This is a genomic window from Virgibacillus subterraneus (genome assembly GCF_900110695.1).
Classification (GTDB): domain Bacteria; phylum Bacillota; class Bacilli; order Bacillales; family Amphibacillaceae; genus Lentibacillus; species Lentibacillus subterraneus.
Genome location: NZ_FOEH01000001.1, coordinates 752,291 through 767,310 on the forward strand (window position 1 = coordinate 752,291; position 15,020 = coordinate 767,310).

The window sequence follows — 15,020 nt, forward strand, 5'->3', positions numbered from 1 at the left end:
TATAAAATTAAAACAATTCTAATTAATCATGAAAATATAAGTCTATTACTCTATAATTAAACTATCAAATCACTTAGGAGGAATAGACATGAAGAAGTTAATCAAGTTAGCAATTCCTATCACGTTTGTATTCACATTAGTCTTCTCATCAAGTGTTACTGCAGACCCGCAATCTCGTCCTAATGGCCCTTACGTCGAAAACGAACAAAACATTTCGCTTTCTAGCTATATGAGTAATGAGGAATTATACAAAAAACTCCAGAAACTGGAAAGAAACTCTAATGGAAAAATGAAGCTTGATATAGCAGGTTATTCAAATCTATCACCAGATGGATATAGTACAGCGGAGGACAAGGGTGAACCACTCCATGTTGTGAAATTTGGTGATAGTGATCCAGATAAGAAACGAGTACTTATTACTACACAAATCCATGGCAATGAACAAATTAGTACGGAAGCTGCCTTGGATATTATCAAAAAGCTTTCATCAAATGGTAAAGAAGTAAATGAAATTTTGGAAAATGTATCGATATGGATTATGCCACGTATTAATCCGGAAGGTGCAGACAATAAATATGAGGATAGCTGGTATCCAACTAGGTATACGCATCAAACTTGGGATCCGGAAGCATTAGGATTACCGGCTGATACTTTAGCACCTTGGTATTATAATGAGGATGGCAGTGAACGAGCTCAAAATAACAATGGGCGCATCGTTTATGGAATTCCGGGATATGATCAGAATAGGGACTATAACCCGAATCTTGACCTTAATATTGAAGACCAGGACAAGTCAGAAGTTGCTGATTTTCTGAATAGTCGCTCTACCAATAACAGTAGATACGGTGGCTTTTATGTAACAGCTGAGTCAAGAACGGTAACATCTGTATTTCAGGAATTTCAGCCTGATGTGTTTGTAGATGTTCACCACCGTGGATTTAACACTTTATCAGACGAGGACAATCGTTCCGTTCCTGTTCAGCTTGCTGCCGTTGTAGCGACACAATCGTATGAAGATCCTTTTTCTGGTAAAAAATATGAGGTTGATGAGGATGTCTTAAAGCTTGGAAAACAAGTAAACGCACTTTCTTATCTTACATTACAAAATGGTAACTCACATTTTGGAGCAATTCAAAAGTATCCAGATGTAAATTTGCCTGGTACTGCATTAGGAGCATTTGCACTAAATGATGCTGCTATTATGTTAATTGAAATTAAAGGCCAAACCCAAACATTGGGCCAAAAACAAAATGGTATGCTTAAAGAAACTGTTAAAAAGCCACTTTATGAAGTGTTTAAGGGGCTATCAGATGGAACGATTAATGATGTAGATCCACAAATCTACGATGATATTCCTGTATCAACTAATAGAATAAGTGATCCGACAACTAGGGAAGATGACGCTTTTTAAGTTGATCCGAATAAGAGAGTAACCACCTCATTTTTAGGGAGGTGGTTATTTTTTCGGATAGAATTTTCAACTACCGATGACTCAATGCAAATAAGGGGATAGCTCATGAAGCTTGTCCTCAGGTAATGCTTTTTCTATCATGGGAAAAATCACTCGTTCTTCCTTTCGGATATGTGCCTCTAACAGTATACCCAACTCGTGCATGACATCTAAACTGACATCTTCTCCATTGATAAGATTATCCATTTGTGCGCGTATCTTTACGTGTTCCAAAAGCATCTCTATTATCTCCGGCTGATCTACTTTTGCATACTGGGCGTATGCAGGTAAAAGAAATTCCTCTTCTTCCCTGAAATGCTGTTGCCCATTTGGATTCCAGAATTCATCGGTTTCCTGCTTAATTTCTTCTATTGTTAAACGGCTTTCATCTGTTCCAGCTCGTTTTAGCTTCAGTGCTAAGTGCAGCCCAATCATATGGTGACGTGACAGAGGTTGTAGTGACTCATGACGTTTAATGCCTTTACGGTTTGCCATTATAATCCTCCTCTTGTGCCTATCCAATTTTTTCCTCATTATAGCATTTTCAGGATTAGGGACAAGCACCTGACCCTCCGTTCCGGGTTAATGAAATTCTAGTTTTAGGTAAGTATATAAATAAGTTCGAAATCAATTCATTTACATATTGGGTTTGATACTTTATAATCAATTAGACATTATTCCGATAAGATTACTGGGGGTATAAATATGAAAAAATTATTTTATTTGTTGGTACTGGCAAGTTTAGTGGCTGTTCTATCGGCATGTGGATCTGGCGAAGAGCAGCAAAATAACAGTGCAGATAATGAATCAGGAGAAAAAACGGCTAGTTTATATGATCAAGTTATGGAAAAAGGTGTTCTTACTGTAGGAACGGAAGGCACATATGCTCCGTTTACATTCCATAATGCAGAAGACAAATTAACTGGCTATGATGTAGAAGTCATCCGGGAAGTTGCAAATAGAATGGGTGTTGACGTTGAATTCATGGAAACAAAATGGGATTCGATGTTTGCAGGCTTGAATTCAAAACGATTTGATCTTATCGCTAACCAGGTAGGAATCAATGAAGAACGTAAGGCGAACTATGATTTTTCCGTGCCTTACACATATTCATCAGCAGTGGTTGTTACACCTAAAGATAATGAAAGTATTGATTCGTTTGACGATTTAAAAGGGAAAAAGTCCGCACAGTCCCTTACAAGTAACTTTGAAGAGATTGCTAAAGAAAATGGGGCGGAAATCGTTAGTATTAAAGGTTTAGCTCAATCAATTGAATTGCTGAAGCAAGGTAGAGCAGATGTAACAGTGAATGACAGACTCGCCGTCCTCGACTATATCCAGCAGCAGGGATCAGAGCAAATTAAAATTGCTGCCAAACAGGATGATGCTTCCAAAACGGCATTTGCTTTTAATAAAGGGAATGAGGAACTAGTTAATGCGGTTGATAAACAATTGAAGGCAATGAAAGAAGATGGCACACTAGCTAAAATTGCAAAAGAATGGTTTGGTGAAGATGTTTCTTCCAAGTAATATGTTATTTACCATAGATGCAACGATGGGAGGCTGGGAGTTATTCAAAAACTCTTTGCTTCCAATGATTTTAGGCGGGATTCAATATACAATCCCGCTTACTTTAATAGCATTTACCGTTGGCTTATTGTTCGCACTATTGCTTGCCATCATGCGGCTTTCCAAATCAGCATTTCTCCGCGCACCGTCTATTGCAATTGTATCGGCAGTCAGAGGGACGCCCTTGCTTGTTCAATTATTTATTGTGTTTTATGGGCTGCCAAGTCTTGATGTAACGATTGACCCTTTTCCAAGTGCGGTTATTGCATTTTCGATTAACGTAGCGGCATATGCATCAGAAATTATTCGTGCTTCTATTTTATCTATTTCAAAGGGTCAATGGGAGGCTGCATATACGATTGGGATGACCCAAAATACAGCGCTTAGGCGAATAATTCTTCCTCAAGCGACAAGGGTATCCGTGCCACCGTTATCCAATACGTTTATCAGTCTGGTGAAGGATACGTCGCTTGCTTCGTTAATTCTTGTCACGGAGTTGTTCAGGAAGGCACAAGAGATTGCGGCTGTAACATACGATTTCATGCTTATATATATTGAAGCGGCATTTTTATATTGGGTTGTTTGCTTTCTGTTGTCACTTGTTCAGCAGGCAATCGAAACCCGACTGGAGCGTCATATTTCTTCCTAGGAAGGTGAATTATCTGTGTATTTAACTGTGAATGGCTTGACCAAATCATTTGGAGAGTTGGAAGTATTGAAAGACATAAATTTAACAATCGAAAAAGGAAAAGTATTATCAATTATAGGTCCTTCAGGTTCAGGGAAAACAACACTACTTCGCTGCCTGAATGCATTGGAACAGCCAAATGAAGGAACCTTTTCATTTCATGATTCTTTTAATCTGGATTTTTCCAACAAAATCCATAAACGGGATGTATTGAAATTGAGAAGAAAGTCCGGGATGGTGTTCCAATCCTATAATCTTTTTCCACATAAAACTGCACTGGAGAATGTGACAGAGGGTCCCATTATTGTGCAAAAAGGTAAGAAGGAAGAGGAGCAAAACAGGGCAATAGAGTTGCTTACAAAAGTAGGGTTAAAGGATAAAGCAAATCTTTACCCAAATCAGTTATCCGGCGGTCAGCAGCAACGGGTTGGTATTGCGCGAGCATTGGCAATTAAACCTGAACTGATGTTATTTGATGAACCTACTTCTGCTTTAGACCCAGAGTTAATCGGAGAAGTATTATCCGTCATCAAAGACCTGGTAAAAGAAAATTGGACAATGGTTGTCGTAACCCACGAATTACAATTTGCCGATCAGGTATCCGATGAAGTCCTGTTTATGGATGAAGGTTATATCGTCGAACAAGGTCCTCCAAGTCAAGTTCTTAAGGAACCAAAAGAAGAGCGGACGAAGCAGTTTCTGAAAAGGATACTGAATCCAGCGTAACGGACCAGAGTTCTGGGTATGAATGTAAAAAGCCGAAATTCCATTTAGGAGGAATTTCAGCTTTTTTGACAAGTAAGAAAGTGTAGATACTTTCTTACTGCATAATTGCAACTAAGGCTTATCTATATTAAAGCTTGGCGATAAGCCAAGTTTTCTAATGGGGCGAGGGGCGACCTCGGGATTGGCATTAATGGGACGAGGAACCTGACCCTCCGTCCCGTTGAATAGCTTTTCTCGCCAATTTATCTGCGTAGTTATTTTTATCAGGTATCCACTTGATAAAAAAGTATGGAAAGCTGCTTGAATTATCTCTAATTTTCTCAAGTAAGGGGAGAAAGGTTTGATTTTTCGTGAAATCTTTTTCAATTGTATCTACTACTAACTTTGAATCCGACCGAAATGACAGTATTTCATCTGGAAAATTTTCCATGCAAATTTCCAATGCTTTTAACACAGCATGAAATTCTGCTTCATGGTTTGACATTTCTCCTAATGGAAATGAATATTCGTATATTTTTCCGTTTGCTTTTATATAAACACCAGCACCACTAATTCCCGGATTGCCATTTGATGCCCCATCTGTGTAAACATTAATCAATGCTTTTATCTCCTTTTTAAGCGAGTCTTGTAAAGAAATTATATCAGTTTAGCGTACAGTTTACCTGAATTATTTTGCTCCGCAAAGAAATTAGCTTTTATAAATAGGTGTAAAGAATCATTAAAAACTGTGACTATATACACGATAATACAACTAACAACATAAATCGTACGAAAGGGCAAAATCGTTGAAAAGCGATGACGCAAAACTACAGGGGCTAAAGTCGGATGACAATGCTTGCCAGATATCGAATACGACCTCCGTCGATTTATGGTATTGCAAGGAGGAATATGTTTGAAGAAATTTTACTATCGTGGTAGGTTTTTTTGGCATCAATTAAGACTGAGGGAATTAACAACTGTTGTTTCCGATTGTCTTGATGAGAGATTCAAACATGAGCTTGAACAGAAAATTAATTACCATGAAGAAGCAGCAATGAACTACATAATGAAAGACAAAAAAAGCGCCTAAAGGGTGCTTTTTTTGATTAAATTGCTATTACTTCTATGAAGTTAATAGATAGTCTCTATTACCCTAATCAATAACCATATTAGGTAAACATAACCATTTATCATAAAATTAAAACAATTCTAATTAATCATGAAATTATCGATCTACTAATCTATAATAAAACTATCAAATTAAATAGGAGGTATAATATTGAAGAAAAAGTATATTGTTCCTGTTGTTCTGTCTTCAGTGCTATTAATTGGCTCGGTCACAGTGAGTGACGTGTTAGCTAAACCGCAAGACTCTAGTTTTAGTAGTGTGCAAGAAGAGAAGACGTGGAATGCAAATGCGAATGTCCCGATATTCGTTAAGGAGAAAGTCGCAAAGAAGTTTGATGCCAGCAATGCCTCAAATGCGGTTAAATTCCTGAAGCAAAATGAAAAAAGGATAGGGATTAAGAATCCAGAGGAAAATCTAAAGGTTAAAGATGTTCAAAAAGATGACCTTGGAATGACACACATTCGCTTTAATCAAACGAAAAGTGGAGTGCCTGTAGAAGGTACTGAGGTAATTGTTCACTTTAATGAGAAAAATGAAGTTGTTGCAGTAAATGGCAACCATAATAAAGTAGTTGAAGATAATGTTATTAACACCAATCCTTCCGTTGACATCAGCGAAGCTATACACCAAGCTAAGTCATCAGTGAATGCTCCAGAAAAACTTGCGTATAAACCTACCTCTGACCTCGTTGTTTATTCATTCGAAGGAGAAAGTAATCTAGCCTATAAAATTAATGTTAATTTCCTTGGTGACAAACCTGGCAACTGGTTTGTATTTGTTGATGCCAAATCGGGAGATGTCATTGATAAGTATAATGCGTTATTGCATGCCGATGAAATCGAAAAGAAGGCACACAAAGGTGTAGGTGAAGGGGTGCACGGTGCCAAGCGACAGCTTCACACAACGATGGAAATACAACCTGATGAAAGCACCACATTTAAGTTATATGATGAATCACATAATAGTCTAGAAGGTATTTACACATATGATTATAACACTGGAAATATTTTCGAAAACAAGAGTGAAGCCTGGATGGATGAGTACCAACACCCGGCAGTAGATGCACACTATAATTCAGAAACAGTATATGATTATTACCTTAATGAACATGATCGTAACTCCCTTGACGGTAATGGAATGGCTATCGTTTCTTACGTTCACTTTGGCAACAATTATAATAACGCGTTTTGGAATGGCCGTCAGATGACCTATGGTGACGGGGATGGCGAGTTCATGGTACCACTTTCAGCAGGACTTGATGTCGCTGCTCATGAGATGACGCACGGTGTGATCAGTCACACGGCAAATTTACGGTACCGGAATCAATCAGGTGCATTGAATGAGTCATTCGCTGATGTGTTTGGAGCCCTTATCGATGAAGATGATTGGGAATTGGGTGAAGACATTATGGCGCCAGCCTCTATTGAAGAGGGAAGAGTAGCATTACGTAGCTTAAGTAATCCAGACCAATTTGCAGTATCTGATGCCAGAGCTCCGTATGGTGACGGCATGTATCCTGAGCATATGGATGAATTCTATGACATGCCAATTTGGGTAGATAATGGTGGTGTTCATGTTAACTCGTCCATTACCAACCATGCTGCATACCTAATAGGTCAGCAAATTGGCAAGGATAAACTTGGGCATATTTACTATCGTGCATTAACTACTTACTTAACACCGGATTCAGATTTTAGTGTTGCACGAGCAGCTATCGTACAGTCAGCGGTAGATATTTATGGTGAAGATAGTATAGAAGCAGAAGAGGTTGCTAGTGGATTTGATCAGGTAGGAATTTACTAGCAATATAATTAAAAGCTTGCAGGGGATTGTTTTCCTTGCAAGCTTTATTAATAATCTACAGCTTATATCCTATCCGACTTTTAAATCTTTTTAATAGTATAGAACTTTCTACCCTTGTTATGCCCTCAACAGCATATAGTTCGTTGTTAATAAAAACTTCTAGCATTTTGAAGTCCTCCACAAGTACATGCATATGTAGTGTGCTGGGACCAGTCATTTGATATACACTAGCGACATTGGGGTTATCTGCAAGGTTTTGCGCTACTTTCTGTAACTGCTTTGGTTCCACATCTACTTCAAAAAAAGCGGAAACATTTTTCCCGAACTTTTCTGAGTTAATGGTAACAGTAAAATTCTCGATTACTCCAGTATCCTTCAGGTTCTTAATTCTATCTTTAACAGCTACACGTGAGAAACCTACCTTCTCGGCTAACTCTACATACGATAACCTTCCATCGACAATTAATTCTTCTATGATTTTCCGATCTATATCATCATATTTCATAGTTAACTTCCCCTAAAAATTACTATTTTTTGATTTCTTTTTTTATAATATCAGAAAATAGACATTTTAACAAAACTTTTTAGCTAAGTTAATATGCTTGATTTTATACAAAATGAAACTATTTTACCATTTATTTGTCATTAATGGAATCGGTTACACCATTTTATTATACTTTTTGTCTGAAATTCTATTGACTTTCAATTCATAATTATGTACTATTTTAGTAATTTAATAAAAAGTTTGACAACTTTAAATATATATTGAATGGAGGAGTGATAAAGTGATCGGTTTAGTAGTTAGAAGGCTGTTCCAGTTAGTTTTATTGTTGTTGGGTATCTCATTTTTAGTGTTTATGAGTATGTTTATTGCTCCCGGAGATCCTGCAACCATCATTGGTGGACCTACAGCAAGTAACTCAGATCTTGAAGCGATCAGAGTAGACTTAGGGTTAGATAGACCAGTTTTAGTTCAGTATTTTGATTACTTGGGTGGTATTCTGCAAGGTGATTTTGGTTACTCATACCAAACAGGACAATCAGTGACGGAGGCTATTTTAACTAGATTTCCGAATACGATAAAACTTGCTAGTGCAAGCATGGCCGTGGCGATAATTATCGGGATTATTGCAGGTATGATCGCAGCCATTAAGCAAAATTCCTGGATTGATATATCCAGTACGACATTTTCATTGGCGGGTGTATCTATTCCCAACTTTTGGCTGGGAACGATGCTAATACTTATATTCGCGGTTAATCTGCAATGGCTTCCAGTAGGAGGTTTAAACTCCTCGATTTTTACTTTCCAGGGTGTAGTTGAGTTGATATTACCGGCAATTACATTAGGAACTGCTTCAGCAGCTTTAATTGCCCGTATGAGTCGGTCAGCGATGTTAGAAGTAATTAAATCTGACTATATACGTACTGCTAAAGCAAAAGGTGTGAAGCGCTGGTCATTAATTTGGATTCATGCTTTGAGAAATGCAATGATACCAGTTGTTACCGTTATTGGTATAAATTTCGGAGCATTATTGGGTGGTACTATCATTACCGAGCAAGTATTTGCAATTAATGGTATAGGTAGATTAATGATAGACGCAATTGCAGCAAGGGACTTCCCTGTTGTACAAGGTACCGTGCTGTTAGTAGCTGCAATTTTCGTAATAGTTAACTTAATAGTAGATATTATTTATGCACTAATTGACCCAAGAATAACGTACAACTAGCGGTGAGGAGGAAAAGTGGTGCCATCTAATTTGGCTTTAAATGGAAAAAATGCAACTTCAAGGAAACAAGAAAGCAATCTCGTAAAAACCTTTAAACGGTTACTGAAAAATAAGCTAGCAGTCTTTGGACTTTTCATTATTGCAATTCTAATAATTATCGCTGTATTCGCACCTCTGCTCGTTAGTCAGGGTCCTTTTGAACAAAATTTAAGTGAGACGGAGCTTGGGGTTGGTGAACAAGGTCACCTACTTGGAACTGATAACTATGGGAGGGACATGTGGTCACGATTAATATACGGTGCCAGGATTTCCCTTGTAGTGGGGTTGTCATCCGTTATATTAGGGTTAATTGGAGGACTTATTTTAGGTCTTCTGGGTGGTTACTATAAGAAACTTGATGGCATAATTATGAGAATTGTTGACTTGTTATTTGCATTTCCTGGGATTTTACTAGCAATGCTAATTATTGCGATGTTAGGGACGAGCCTGGTAAATGTGATTATTGCAATTAGTATTTGGTCAATCCCTGGGTGCGCAAGGATAGTAAGAGGGAGTGCCTTATCCATTAAAAAGCAGGAATATATTTTAGCTATGAAGTCATTGGGAGCAAGTGATGCAAGGATAATACTAAAACATATATTGCCAAACTGCACAGCACCAATTATTGTGTTTGCAACAATGCGAATGGGTACAGCTATTTTATCTACATCAGCACTGAGTTTCTTAGGACTTGGTGCACAACCGCCAACACCTGAATGGGGAGCAATGATAGCAGCTGGTCAAGACTTCATGTGGAGCGCTCCACATATGTCAGTTATTCCAGGAGTAGCTATTATGCTAACTATCTTTGCATTTAATGTCGTTGGTGACGGATTAAGGGATGCATTGGATCCTAATATGGAATTAGATGGATAAAAAATGAGGAGGAATTTATATGAGTAAAAGAATGTTTCAGCTTTTCATGCTTGTATTAATAACAATAATTACATTAGTTGGATGCAGTGAAAGTAGTAGTGGGGAAAATAGCAGTAGTGAAGTGCCAAACGAAGTAACATACGCAACTACAACAGATGCTGCTGGTTTGTCTCCAATTGACACGAATGATTCGGTTTCATCTAATGTTACGTATCAAATCTATGAAACTTTATTCACGCAAGATCCCGAAACATTGGAAGCAAAGCCGTTATTGGCGAAGTCATATGAGACACCCGATGATAATACATGGGTAATTCATCTTCGTGAAGATATTAAATTTCACGACGGAACACCGTTCAATGCTAAAGCAGTAAAGTATACGTTTGAACAAATTAAAGATCCTGAAAGAGCGGCACCAAGAGCATCGCTACTAGAACCGATATCTTCCATTGAAGTAAGAGATGAATATACAGTAGTTCTCAAAACGGAAAAACCTTATGGTCCAATGTTGGCAGCATTAAGCCATACGAACGCAGCCATTGTTAGTCCAACTGCTGATAAGGAAGGGGATATTAACAAAGATCCTGTAGGAACTGGTCCATTTGTATTTGGAGAATGGGTAGAAGGAGACCATATCACATTAAAGAGAAATGAAGACTATTGGAAGGATCCCGCTTCATTGGAAAAGGTTACATTTAAGGTGGTTCCGGAAACTTCCACAGCAATTTCAATGCTAGAAACAGGTAAAGTCCAATTTATCGATGCTTTACCATCTGATCAGCTTCCTAGAATCGAGTCACTTAAAGGTGTTGAAGTTCAGAAGTCTGAAGGAACACGTGTATCTTATTTAGGGTTCAATATGGATAAGGCACCATTTAATGAATTGAAATTCAGACAAGCTGTTGCTTACGGAGTTAATCAGGAAGCATATGTTAAGCAATTAAATGGATTAGGAACGCATAACGAGAGCGTTATTGGACCAAAGGTGTTTGGTTATAATGAAAAAGCCAAAGAAGCGAGCTACCCGTATGATAAGGAAAAAGCTTCACAATTAATAGAGGAAAATGGGTATAGTGGTCAAAAAGTAACACTTTTAACAGCGAATCGTGATAATTATATGAAGATGGCTGAAATTGTGCAGGCTCAGTTAACAGAAATCGGTCTAAATGTAGAAATTGAAACAATGGAATGGGCAACTTTTCTGGAAACGGGAAGAAAGGGTAATTACGAAATGACCTTCCTGGGCTGGTCCAATAGTACAGCCGATGGAAGTGAATTACTTTATCCAAATCTACATTCAGACAATATCGATTCATCAAACTTTAGCAGATATAGTAATGATGCCTTTGATAAATTAGTAGAAGAATCACGTGAAACGGTCGATCAGGAAGTTCGTAAGGAAAAACTACATGAAGCGAATGTAATGGCCATAAAAGATGCGCCATGGGTGGTTATGCAACATGGAACGGTTACAGCCGCATACGATGAGTCTGTTAAAGGCTTAGTTGTAGATCCTACTGGTCAGTGGTTATTATATAACGTTAGCAGAGAGTAGGGTTATTGATGGGACATTTATTACTAGTAGAAAACCTTGTCACCCAATACCGGACAGCAGGCGGGAAACTTCCTGCTGTTCAGGGTATTTCTTTCTCCGTGAATAAAGGGGAGACATTATGCATAGTTGGTGAATCTGGGTGTGGAAAAAGTGCTACTTCCCTATCCATAATGGGTCTTTTACCTGCTAATGGGGAAATAACTGGCTCCATACGCTTGAAGGGTGATGAAATTGTAGGTAAATCTGAGGAACAGCTGCAAAAGATCAGAGGCAACGAAATGTCAATGATATTCCAGGAACCAATGACAGCATTGAATCCGGTTTTTAGTATAGGTTTTCAGCTTAGAGAGCCATTAATGATTCACCGAAAACTGTCAAAAAAAGAAGCTACACAAAATAGTATTGATTTACTGGACAAAGTGGGGATACCAAATCCTGAGGAAAAATTAAAACAATATCCACATGAACTTAGTGGCGGAATGAGGCAAAGGGTAATGATTGCAATGGCATTAGCATGTGACCCCTCCTTATTAATAGCAGATGAACCAACGACAGCTTTGGATGTAACTATCCAGGCCCAGATTATCGAGTTAATTGATGATTTAAAGGAACAAATGGGGATGGGCGTTGTGTTTGTAACGCATGATATGGGGGTTGTTGCTGAGATAGCCGACCGAGTTATGGTTATGTATGGTGGTGAAGTTGTCGAGATGGGTGATGTGTACAGTGTATTTAACAGCCCGCAGCATTCCTATACAAAAAAACTTCTAGCTGCAGTGCCGAATGTAGATGATGAAAGTAAATTTTGGCTCCAGGAGGCGACTACTGATGACGGATCAACAACCTCTTCTTGAAGTAAAGGATTTGAAAAAGTACTTCCCGATAAAAAGCGGAGTGCTTCAAAGGACAACAGCAAATGTGAAAGCTGTCGAGAATGTTAGCTTACAGGTACATGAAGGAGAAACTCTTGGTATTGTGGGTGAGTCTGGCTGTGGGAAATCGACATTTGGAAGATCAGTTTTAGGCTTAGAGGATATAACCGATGGTACCATTGAATTTCGTGGCGACCATATTGAAGGTTTGTCAAAACGTAAATTAAAAGAATACAAAAAGGATATGCAAATGATATTTCAGGATCCTTTTGCATCCTTGAATCCCCGGCAACGAATTGGCGATGCTTTGGAAGAGGTATTTGTAATTCACAGTAGTTTATCGAAGGCAGATAGGCAAAAGCGCGTTCGGGAACTTTTAGTAGAGGTTGGTCTGCAGGAGGATCATTATAATAGATACCCACATGAATTTAGTGGAGGGCAACGACAGCGAATTGGCATTGCTCGTGCAATTGCACTTAATCCATCATTAATTGTGTGTGATGAAGCTGTTTCTGCACTGGATGTGTCCGTACAAGCTCAAATTATTCGACTTCTGATTGATCTGCAAAAAAGGTACCAGCTGACTTATATGTTTATTTCTCACGACCTAGGAGTTGTGAAGCACATGTGTGATCGTGTGTTAGTGATGTATCTTGGTACCATGGTGGAACTTGGTTCATCTGACCAAATATATAAGAATCCATTGCATCCATATACAAGAGCATTATTATCCGCTATTCCTCGTCCAATACCAGGTCGGAAAAAGGAACGGATAAAGCTTGAGGGAGATTTGCCGAGTGCATCCAACTATCCAACGGGCTGTCCATTTCATACCCGTTGTCCATTAGCACAGGAACATTGTAAAACAGTCGTTCCAGAATGGCGTGAGGTAGAAGAGGGTCATTTTATTGCATGTCACGAAGTTTGATATTTTTTAAATAATAATAATATAACTATACGAGGAGGATCATATTGAATTCTTTTACCGACCAATCTCATCCATATACAACAACACGAAATGCAACATATGCTAATAATGGTATGGTTGCAACTTCCCAGCCTTTAGCTTCGCAGGCGGGGATGGATATTTTGAAAATGGGTGGAAATGCAATAGACGCGGCGATTGCAACAGCAGCGTGCCTTACAGTAGTAGAACCTACTTCTAATGGCATTGGTGGAGATGCCTTTGCATTAGTTTGGGTAAAAGGTGAATTGCATGGCTTGAATTCAAGCGGACGTGCCCCGAAAAGCATTTCAATCGATGCTGTTAAGGGATCTGGGCATAATGAAATTCCTAAATATGGCTTCACTCCTGTAACCGTACCAGGAGCACCTGGGGCGTGGGCTGAGCTTTCTAAGCAATTTGGGAAACTTCCATTAAGGGAAGTATTACAGCCGGCAATTAATTATGCTACAAAGGGATACCCGTTATCCCCTACGTTAAGTAAGTTTTGGAACAAGGCTTACGAGGGGTTTAAGAAGAACTTGAAGGAAGATGTCTTTACACATTGGTTTGACACATTTGCTCCTAAAGGTCGAGCACCCAGAGTCGGTGAAGTATGGTCTTCATCAGATCATGCTGATACATTACGCTCCATTGCTGAAACAAATGCTGAATCATTTTACCGTGGTGAACTAGCCGAGAAAATTGCTAGCTTTTCAAAAGAAAATGGTGGCTACCTAACTGCTGCAGATCTTGCAGAACATAAAGCAGAATGGGTGAACCCAATTAATGTGAATTATCGGGGATATGATGTCTGGGAAATCCCGCCAAACGGTCAGGGTATTATTGCACTACAGGCATTGAACATTTTAAAAGGGTTTAATTTCCAAGAAAAAGATTCCGCAGAAACATACCATAAGCAAATTGAAGCTATTAAACTAGCATTTGCAGATGGGCAAAAGCACGTAACCCAAGAAGATTATATGGAAGTCACGTCTGATGAATTACTGCTTGATGATTATGGGGAAACGCGAAGAAAGCTTATCGGTGACAATGCACTTCTTCCTGAAGCAGGAGAACCTTCCTTGAGTGGTACGGTTTATTTAGCAACAGCAGATAATGAAGGGAACATGGTTTCTTTTATACAAAGTAACTACATGGGATTCGGCTCAGGCTTAGTTGTACCTGGAACAGGAATTGCTTTACAAAATCGTGGCCATAATTTTTCGTTGGATGAACAGCACGTCAATGCTTTAAAAGGTGGCAAGAAAACTTACCATACGATTATTCCAGGGTTTTTAACAAAAAACAATCAGCCCGTCGGTCCTTTTGGTGTAATGGGCGGCTTTATGCAGCCACAAGGGCATGTTCAGGTAATCATGAACACGATTGATTTTGGACTCAATCCACAGGCATCGCTTGATGCACCACGTTGGCAATGGCTTAAAGATAAAGTGGTAGAAGTAGAAAACAGACTACCACACCATATTGCACAAGCATTGTCAGATAAAGGACATGATGTACAAATAGCACTCGAACCAAATAGCTTTGGCCGTGGTCAAATAATTTGGCGAGACCCTGAAACCGGAGTATTGGTAGGTGGAACAGAGTCACGGACAGATGGTGCTGTTACAGCATGGTAGGTAAAGATAAAACTAAACAAA

General features: G+C 38.8%; 15 protein-coding genes and 1 riboswitch. Of the genes, 12 read left to right on the forward strand and 3 right to left on the reverse strand.

The window, feature by feature from the left end; translation table 11 throughout:
* The first annotated feature begins 88 nt into the window (after nt 1–88).
* Nucleotides 89–1,411, forward strand: a complete 1,323-nt coding sequence (locus tag BMY13_RS03555; RefSeq protein ID WP_092502592.1) for a M14 family zinc carboxypeptidase — start codon at nt 89–91, stop codon at nt 1,409–1,411.
* An 81-nt stretch (nt 1,412–1,492) separates the two neighbouring features.
* On the opposite strand, the gene BMY13_RS03560 is transcribed toward BMY13_RS03555, so the two are convergent.
* Nucleotides 1,493–1,945: a hemerythrin domain-containing protein gene (locus BMY13_RS03560; protein WP_245735996.1), complete on the reverse strand. Its 453-nt coding sequence runs from the start codon at nt 1,943–1,945 to the stop codon at nt 1,493–1,495.
* A gap of 210 nt (nt 1,946–2,155) precedes the next feature.
* Here BMY13_RS03560 and BMY13_RS03565 point away from each other — a divergent pair, with 210 nt between their 5' ends.
* The 3 genes from BMY13_RS03565 to BMY13_RS03575 are packed head-to-tail and all read left to right on the forward strand — an operon-like array spanning nt 2,156 to nt 4,433.
* Nucleotides 2,156–2,980, forward strand: coding sequence for an amino acid ABC transporter substrate-binding protein (locus tag BMY13_RS03565; protein ID WP_092502594.1), 825 nt, complete (start codon nt 2,156–2,158; stop codon nt 2,978–2,980).
* Nucleotides 2,964–3,668, forward strand: a complete 705-nt coding sequence (locus BMY13_RS03570) for an amino acid ABC transporter permease (RefSeq protein WP_092502596.1) — start codon at nt 2,964–2,966, stop codon at nt 3,666–3,668. Before BMY13_RS03565 ends, BMY13_RS03570 begins: the two co-directional genes overlap by 17 nt.
* Nucleotides 3,669–3,683: 15 nt before the next feature.
* Nucleotides 3,684–4,433, forward strand: coding sequence for an amino acid ABC transporter ATP-binding protein (locus tag BMY13_RS03575; protein ID WP_092502598.1), 750 nt, complete (start codon nt 3,684–3,686; stop codon nt 4,431–4,433).
* A gap of 187 nt (nt 4,434–4,620) precedes the next feature.
* Here BMY13_RS03575 and BMY13_RS03580 read toward each other — a convergent pair whose 3' ends face one another.
* Nucleotides 4,621–5,031, reverse strand: a complete 411-nt coding sequence (locus BMY13_RS03580; protein WP_092502600.1) for a ribonuclease HI family protein — start codon at nt 5,029–5,031, stop codon at nt 4,621–4,623.
* A 167-nt stretch (nt 5,032–5,198) separates the two neighbouring features.
* Nucleotides 5,199–5,283, forward strand: a riboswitch (cyclic di-GMP riboswitch).
* A 42-nt stretch (nt 5,284–5,325) separates the two neighbouring features.
* On the opposite strand from BMY13_RS03580, the gene BMY13_RS19415 reads away from it, so the two are divergent.
* Together BMY13_RS19415 and BMY13_RS03585 are read left to right on the forward strand one after the other, a co-directional pair.
* The gene (locus BMY13_RS19415; protein WP_175476700.1) at nt 5,326–5,502 is read left to right on the forward strand and encodes a hypothetical protein; all 177 of its coding nucleotides are present in this window, start codon (nt 5,326–5,328) and stop codon (nt 5,500–5,502) included.
* Nucleotides 5,503–5,691: 189 nt separating this feature from the next.
* Complete coding sequence (locus BMY13_RS03585) at nt 5,692–7,344, forward strand: M4 family metallopeptidase (protein ID WP_092502602.1); 1,653 nt, start codon at nt 5,692–5,694, stop codon at nt 7,342–7,344.
* Between the two features lie 55 nt (nt 7,345–7,399).
* Here the strand turns inward: BMY13_RS03585 and BMY13_RS03590 are convergent, their stop codons facing one another.
* The gene (locus tag BMY13_RS03590) at nt 7,400–7,849 is read right to left on the reverse strand and encodes an Lrp/AsnC family transcriptional regulator (protein ID WP_092491657.1); all 450 of its coding nucleotides are present in this window, start codon (nt 7,847–7,849) and stop codon (nt 7,400–7,402) included.
* Nucleotides 7,850–8,129: 280 nt separating this feature from the next.
* Between BMY13_RS03590 and BMY13_RS03595 the strand changes: the two genes are divergently transcribed.
* The 6 genes from BMY13_RS03595 (at nt 8,130) to ggt (ending at nt 14,999) form a co-directional block, all read left to right on the forward strand.
* On the forward strand, nt 8,130–9,071 hold the full coding sequence (locus tag BMY13_RS03595; RefSeq protein WP_092502604.1) for an ABC transporter permease: 942 nt from the start codon (nt 8,130–8,132) through the stop codon (nt 9,069–9,071).
* 18 nt (nt 9,072–9,089) lie between these two features.
* On the forward strand, nt 9,090–9,986 hold the full coding sequence (locus tag BMY13_RS03600) for an ABC transporter permease (protein ID WP_092502606.1): 897 nt from the start codon (nt 9,090–9,092) through the stop codon (nt 9,984–9,986).
* 19 nt (nt 9,987–10,005) lie between these two features.
* Nucleotides 10,006–11,541 (forward strand): glutathione ABC transporter substrate-binding protein, encoded by a 1,536-nt coding sequence (locus tag BMY13_RS03605; RefSeq protein WP_092502608.1) that lies wholly within the window; start codon nt 10,006–10,008, stop codon nt 11,539–11,541.
* 8 nt (nt 11,542–11,549) lie between these two features.
* Nucleotides 11,550–12,395, forward strand: coding sequence for an ABC transporter ATP-binding protein (locus tag BMY13_RS03610; RefSeq protein WP_425445135.1), 846 nt, complete (start codon nt 11,550–11,552; stop codon nt 12,393–12,395).
* A complete protein-coding gene (locus tag BMY13_RS03615; protein WP_092491662.1) occupies nt 12,370–13,341 on the forward strand; it encodes an ABC transporter ATP-binding protein in 972 nt (323 codons plus the stop codon). The genes BMY13_RS03610 and BMY13_RS03615 overlap by 26 nt, the downstream gene beginning before the upstream one ends.
* A 113-nt stretch (nt 13,342–13,454) precedes the next feature.
* The gene (gene ggt / locus BMY13_RS03620; protein WP_175476730.1) at nt 13,455–14,999 is read left to right on the forward strand and encodes a gamma-glutamyltransferase; all 1,545 of its coding nucleotides are present in this window, start codon (nt 13,455–13,457) and stop codon (nt 14,997–14,999) included.
* Nucleotides 15,000–15,020: the final 21 nt, after the last annotated feature.